At 56.3% G+C, this 6,830-nt stretch carries 1 protein-coding gene; it reads left to right on the top strand.

The features are described from left to right. On the top strand, positions 1 to 6,830 hold a 6,830-nt coding region (locus tag KQX66_RS36225), incomplete at both ends, for a non-ribosomal peptide synthetase (RefSeq protein WP_216798362.1).

Raw genomic sequence — 6,830 nt, 5'->3', positions numbered from 1 at the left:
GGCAAGCCGGTGCACAATACCCGGCTGTATATCCTGAAGGAAGGCACGGAGCAGCTGCAGCCGGTCGGGGTGGCAGGCGAGCTGTGCATCGCCGGGGTGCAGGTGGCAAGAGGCTACTTAAACCGTCCGGAATTAACGGCGGAGAAATTTACGGCTGATCCGTTTGTGGCAGGCGAGCGGATGTACCGGACCGGCGACTTGGCCCGATGGCTGCCCGATGGCAACATCGAGTACTTGGGCCGGATCGACCATCAGGTGAAAATCCGCGGCTACCGGATTGAGCTGGGCGAGCTGGAGACCGAACTGCTCCGCGTCGACCCGGTGCAGGAGGCTGTAGTTGTGGCGCGCGATGACGGCCAAGGCCAGAAGCTGCTGTGCGCTTACTTTGTGGCATCGCAGGAACTGACGGCAGGCGAATTGCGCGAGGCGCTGTCGAAGGAGCTGCCAAGCTATATGATGCCGACGTACTTCATGCAGGTCGAGCGGATGCCGCTGACGGCAAACGGCAAAATCGACCGCAAAGCGCTCCCGGCACCCGAAGCAAGCGTCCAGTCCGGCCAGGCTTATGTAGCCCCACGCACGCAGACGGAAGAGCAGCTTGTACGGATTTGGCAGGAGTTGTTGGGGCTTGAGAAGGTCGGCGTCAAGGACAATTTCTTCGACATCGGCGGGCATTCGCTCCGTGCGGCGACGCTTGCTGCGCGCATTCATAAAGAAATGAATAAGCAGCTTGAGTTGCGCGAAGTTTTTGAGGCGATGACGGTAGAGCAATTGGCGCGGACGATCGAAAGCAAGGAAACGAAGGTGCTCGTTGCCATTCCGAACGTTCCGGAGAGCGACTATTATCCGGTATCTTCTGCGCAAAAACGGCTCTATGTGCTGAGCAACCTGGAAGGCGGAGAGCTTGGCTATAACATGTCGGGTGCGGTCATCGCGGAGGGACCGCTGCAGCCGGACCGTTTGGAAGACGCGTTCCGCAAGCTGATTGCACGCCACGAGTCGCTGCGGACGAGCTTTCATCTTATAGACGGCGAGCCGGTGCAGCGCGTGCAGCGCGAGGCGGCTTTTACCCTTGAGCGCCTAGGGGCCGATGGAAAAGATGTCGAGACGCTCTTTCACCAGTTTGTACGCCCGTTCGATCTTGCCGCAGCGCCTTTGCTGCGGGCCCGATTGTTTACCCAGTCGGCGGACCGTCACCTGTTATTGGTCGATATGCACCATATTGTGTCTGACGGCGTTTCCTTGCGCACGTTCTTGGATGAGCTGGCCCATTTGTACAACGGGGATGAGCTGGCTCCTTTACGGATTCAGTATAAAGATTATGCCGTTTGGCAGCAGGAGAGAATGCAGTCGGAGGAATGGAGCAAGCAGGAGCAGTATTGGCTGCAAGCGTTCCAAGGCGATATTCCGACGATGGATCTCAAGACGGATTACCGAAGACCTGCCGTGCAAAGCTTTGCCGGAGATAAGATCAGCTTTGCTGCGGATTCTTCGGTCAGCGAAGGTTTGCAGAAGTTGGCTTCGCGTTCGGGTTCCACCTTATATATGGTATTGCTGGCGGCTTACACGACGCTGCTCCATAAATATACCGGCCAAGAGGATGTGGTCGTCGGCACGCCGGTGGCGGGCCGGCATCACGCTGATCTGGAGCCGATCATCGGTATGTTTGTCAATACGCTTGCTATGCGGAATTATCCGTCCGGAAACAAGACCTTTCTGGATTATGTGGGCGAGGTCAAGGAGCAAGCACTTGGTGCATTTGACCATCCTGACTATCCGTTTGAAGAGCTCGTGAACAAGCTGAATGTAAGAAGGGATATGAGTCGCAACCCGCTGTTCGATACGATGTTCGAGCTGAGGAATGCGGAGGCTAAAGGTACGGCTTTACATGATGTGCATTTCTCCGGGTACCCGGTGGACAGCGCGATTGCCAAGTTTGATCTCACGCTCGAGGCCGATTTCGATGAGAGAGGGCTTACATTTACGCTGGAGTATGCGACAGCCCTCTATAGCCGGGAGACGGCGGAACGGCTTGCCCGTCATTTTTTGCGGGTGCTTGAAGAGGTCGTGCAGAATCCGGACGCGAAGCTGGCCGACATTGAAATCATGACGGGCGACGAGAAGGCTGAGCTGCTTGAAGCATTCAGCGGAGACGGCGGCAAGGGGCAGGAGCATCTGCTGGCGACGCCGTTCCACGTGTACTTTGAGAAGCAGGCGGCAGCCGTGCCGGAGCAGGTGGCGGTTGTGGCGGGCGATGCGCAGTTGACCTACCGTGAGCTGAATGAACGGGCGAACCGGCTGGCACGCACCTTGCAGACGGCTGGTATTGGCCGGGAGTCCGTCGTCGGCATTTTGGCCGATCGTTCCGCGGACCTGCTTGTAGCCGTATTAGGCGTATGGAAAGCGGGAGGCGCTTATGTGCCGCTTGACCCGGATTATCCGTCGGAGCGCATCGGATTTATGCTTCAGGACAGCGGAGCCATAGTACTGCTCACCCAAACACAGCTTAAGGAGCGCGCTCAGGAATGGCTGGCCGAAGGGGGCGAGCTGCAAACGGTGCTCTGCCTGGATGAAGAAGCATCTTATGACGCCGATGCGTCGAATTTGCCGAACCAAAACGTGCCGCAAGACTTGGCTTATGTCATCTATACGTCCGGGACAACGGGGCGGCCGAAAGGCGTCATGATCGAGCACGGCAGTTATATCAATACGGCTATCGCATACCGCCGTGATTATCGGCTGGACCAGTTTCCGGTGCGGCTCTTGCAATTGGCGAGCTTTTCCTTCGACGTGTTCGTGGGCGACATTGCGCGGGCGCTGTATAACGGCGGTCTGATGGTGATCGTGCCGAAGGAGGACCGGATCGATCCACTGCGGCTTTACGGATGGATTCGCGATTACGGCATCACCGTGTTTGAATCGACGCCTGCGCTCATCGTGCCGATGATGGAGCATATCGCCAGCCAATCGCTGGACATCTCGACCTTGCAGCTCTTAATCACAAGCTCCGATAGCTGCAGCGTAAAGGACTATCGGCGCCTGCAGGAGCGCTACGGATCGCACGTGCGGATCATTAACGCATACGGCGTTACGGAGGCGGCTATTGACTCCAGCTACTACGACGAGCCGCTGGAGAAGCTTCCGGAGGCCGGGAATGTGCCAATCGGAAAACCTTTGCTGAATGCCCGCTTTTATATCGTGGACGCGGCCCTGCAGCCGGTTCCTATTGGCGTAGCCGGGGAACTGCTCATTGGCGGTTCTGGGGTGGCACGGGGGTATAAGAACCGTCCGGAGCTGAATGAGGAGAAGTTTATCGCCAGCCCCTTCATTGAAGGCGAGCGTTTGTACCGTACAGGGGATTTGGCGAGCTGGATGTCGGATGGAAACGTCGACTTTATCGGGCGAATGGACCACCAGGTGAAAATTCGCGGCTACCGGATCGAGCTGGGCGAGATCGAAACCGCCATTCTGCAGTTCGCAGGCGTTAAGCAGGCGGTTGTGGTTGACCGGACGGACGAACGCGGGCAAAAGTATTTGTGCGGCTATGCGGCGGCAAGCGAGCCGCTGGATATCGCGGAGCTGCAGGCGCACTTGCAGCAAAGCTTGCCTTCACATATGGTGCCGGCACAGCTCGTAGAACTGGAGAAGCTCCCGCTGACGCCGAACGGGAAGGTGGACCGCAAAGCGCTGCCTGAGCCGGAAGGCGGGCTGCTGCTCACCGGTGCGGACTACGAGGCACCGCGCACAGAGGTGGAACGCACGCTCGCCTCGATTTGGCAAGCGGTGCTTGGCGTGCCGGCTGTCGGCATCCGGGATAACTACTTTGAGCTGGGCGGCGATTCCATCAAGTCGCTTCAAGTGTCATCCAGATTGTACCAAAGTGGATACAAACTGGAGATCAAAGATTTATTCCAAAACCCGACGATCGGCGGGTTGAGTCCCTATGTGCAGCCGATTACGCGGATGGCCGACCAAGGAGAAGCGGTTGGAGCCGTGAAGCTGACACCGGTTAAATGGTGGTTCTTTGAGCAGGAATACGCGAATCCCCATCATCACAACCAGGCTGTCCTGCTTTATCGGGAGCAGGGATTTCAGGAAGGCGCGCTCCGCCGCAGTATCAGCCGTCTTGTGGAGCATCATGATGCCCTCCGCATCGTGATTCGTTACTCCGAGAACGGGCCGCCGTTAGCCTGGAACCGCAGTACCCGCGAAGGCGACCTGTACAGCTTCGACTTATACGACATGAGCGGTGAAGTTGACCTAGCCTCTGCTATAGAAGCGAAAGCTAACGAAATTCAAAGCGGCATCTCGCTCACAGAAGGGCCGTTCGTTCGGGTTGGCTTGTTCCGGACCCAAGACGGAGACCACCTGTTAATCGCCATTCATCACCTGGCGGTCGACGGCGTATCGTGGCGCATTTTATTCGAGGATCTTGCAAGTGCCTATGAGCAGGCGCTAAAAGACGAACCGATCCGGCTGCCGCAAAAAACGGATTCGTTCCAGCTCTGGGCTGAGAAGCTTTCGCAGTATGCCAAAGGTCCTGAAATCGAACGCGAGCAAGCCTACTGGCACAATGTCACAGAGCGGGGATTCGAAGCGCTGCCCAAGGATCATGAGGGAGAGCTTTCGCTGGTGGGCGATAGCGATACAATAACCGTCGTTTGGACGGAACACGAAACGGAGCGGCTGCTAAGGTATGCTAACCAAGCCTACAATACCGAAATCAATGATTTGCTGCTCACCTCACTGGGGCTTGCCGTCCAACGCTGGACGGGGATGAACCGTGTTGCCGTGAGCCTGGAAGGCCATGGCCGGGAGCCGGTTATTCCGGACATCGATATTTCCCGCACCGTCGGCTGGTTTACGAGCCAATACCCGGTTGTGCTGGACATGAGCGCGAACGATAACCTGCAAAAAAGCATTGTTGCGGTCAAAGAAGGGCTGCGCGGCATTCCGAACAAGGGGATTGGATACGGCATTTGGCGTTATTTATCCGGACTGTTTGAGCCTCAAGAGTCCGGGTGGGAGCCGGAAATCAGCTTTAACTATTTGGGACAGTTCGATCAGGATTTAGAGAACGGTTCTTTACGGTTTTCCCCTTATTCAAGCGGCGACGAGATCAGCAGAAAGGCTGTAAGAACCTTTGTCCTGGATATTAACGGATTGGTGTCGGGGGGTGTTCTTTCCCTAACAGTCAGCTACAGCCGCAAGCAATACCGCAAGGAAACGATGGAACGCTTCGCCGGGCTTTTGCAGTCCTCGCTGCGGGAAGTCGTCGCTCATTGCGCGGCGAAGACAACACCGACACTGACGCCTAGCGATGTATCGGTTCGCGGCATGACCGTAGAAGAGCTGGAGCTAATCGTGAAAGATACAAGCGCTATCGCTGAAATCGAAAATATTTACGTGCTTACGCCGATGCAGCAAGGCATGCTGTTCCATGCTTTACTGGACGAGGACTCAGGTGCTTATTTTGAACAGACTTCCTTTGATATTATCGGCTATTTCGACGTAGAGACCTTCCGGAAAAGCTTCGAGGCCATGCTGCAGCGACATGAAATTTTCCGTACGAATGTGTATAACGGCTGGAGAAAACAGCCGCTGCAAGTGGTGTACCGTCACAGAGAAGCGGATTTTGCCGTCGAGGACATACGCGGCCTGTCTGAGGAAGAGCAGCTTCTCAGGGTTAAACGCCTTCATCACGAAGACCGGCAGCGCGGGTTCGATTTGACCCGGGACGCCTTGATCCGTGTATCCATACTGCGCACGGGCGATGAGTCGTACCATTTCCTTTGGAGTTCCCATCATATTTTGATGGATGGCTGGTGCTTGTCGCTGGTTACGGAAGAAGTGTTCGAGATGTATTTTGCCGCCCTTGAGCAGCGCAAGCCAAAGCTTGAGCCGGTCACGCCTTACAGCCGGTATATCGAGTGGCTGGAAGCGCGCGATCGTGACGAAGCGGCAGCTTACTGGAGAAACTATTTGTCAGGATACGGGGAGCAGACGCTGCTGCCTTCAAGCAATGCCAGGGAGCAAGGGACCGGTCCGCTCTTCGGCAGTCTGTTCTGTCACTTGGGCAAGCCGTTGACGGAGCAAATCAACCGCTACGCCAGGCAGCACCAGGTCACCGTCCATACGCTGCTGCAAACCGCTTGGGGCGTTCTGTTGCACAGATACAACGGAACAAACGATGCGGTATTCGGCAGCGTCGTGTCGGGGCGTCCTGCGGAAATTCCGGGTATTGAACGAATGATTGGCTTGTTCATTAATACGGTTCCTGTGCGGATTCGCTGCGAGGCGGGCGACACCTTCACCCAGATTGTGACTGGCGTCCAGCGCCGGTACCTGGAATCCAATGATTACGATTCGTATCCGCTGTTTGAAATTCAGGCGTTGACGGAGCAAAAGCAGGAGCTCGTCAACCATATTATGGTATTTGAGAACTTCCCGGTTGAAGATCAAATGAGCCAGATCGGCAGTGGAGAAGCCGCATTTAAGGTCGAGAACGTGGAGATTGCCGAACAAACGAATTACGACTTCAACCTGATTGTCGCGCCGGGTGAAAACCTGCTTGTCCGCTTTGAGTACAACACACGGCTTTACCACGAAGCGGATGTTCAGCGGATTCAGGCGCACCTGACTTATCTGCTGGAGCAGGTTGTGGCGAACCCGGATATCCGCATACACGAGCTGGAGCTGGTGAGCGGGGCGGAGAAGGAGCAGATTTTGCATGCGTTCAACGACACCGCGGTCAACTCGCCTCGCGAGAAGACGATCTACCAGTTGCTGGAGGAACAAACGGTGCGGACACCGGAGCAGGTTGCTGTCTA

Source organism: Paenibacillus oleatilyticus (assembly GCF_018998565.1).
In the GTDB taxonomy this organism is placed as follows: domain Bacteria; phylum Bacillota; class Bacilli; order Paenibacillales; family NBRC-103111; genus Paenibacillus_G; species Paenibacillus_G oleatilyticus.
Note: the sequence above shows the minus strand (reverse complement) of the source record. Positions and strands in the feature narration are given on the sequence as shown.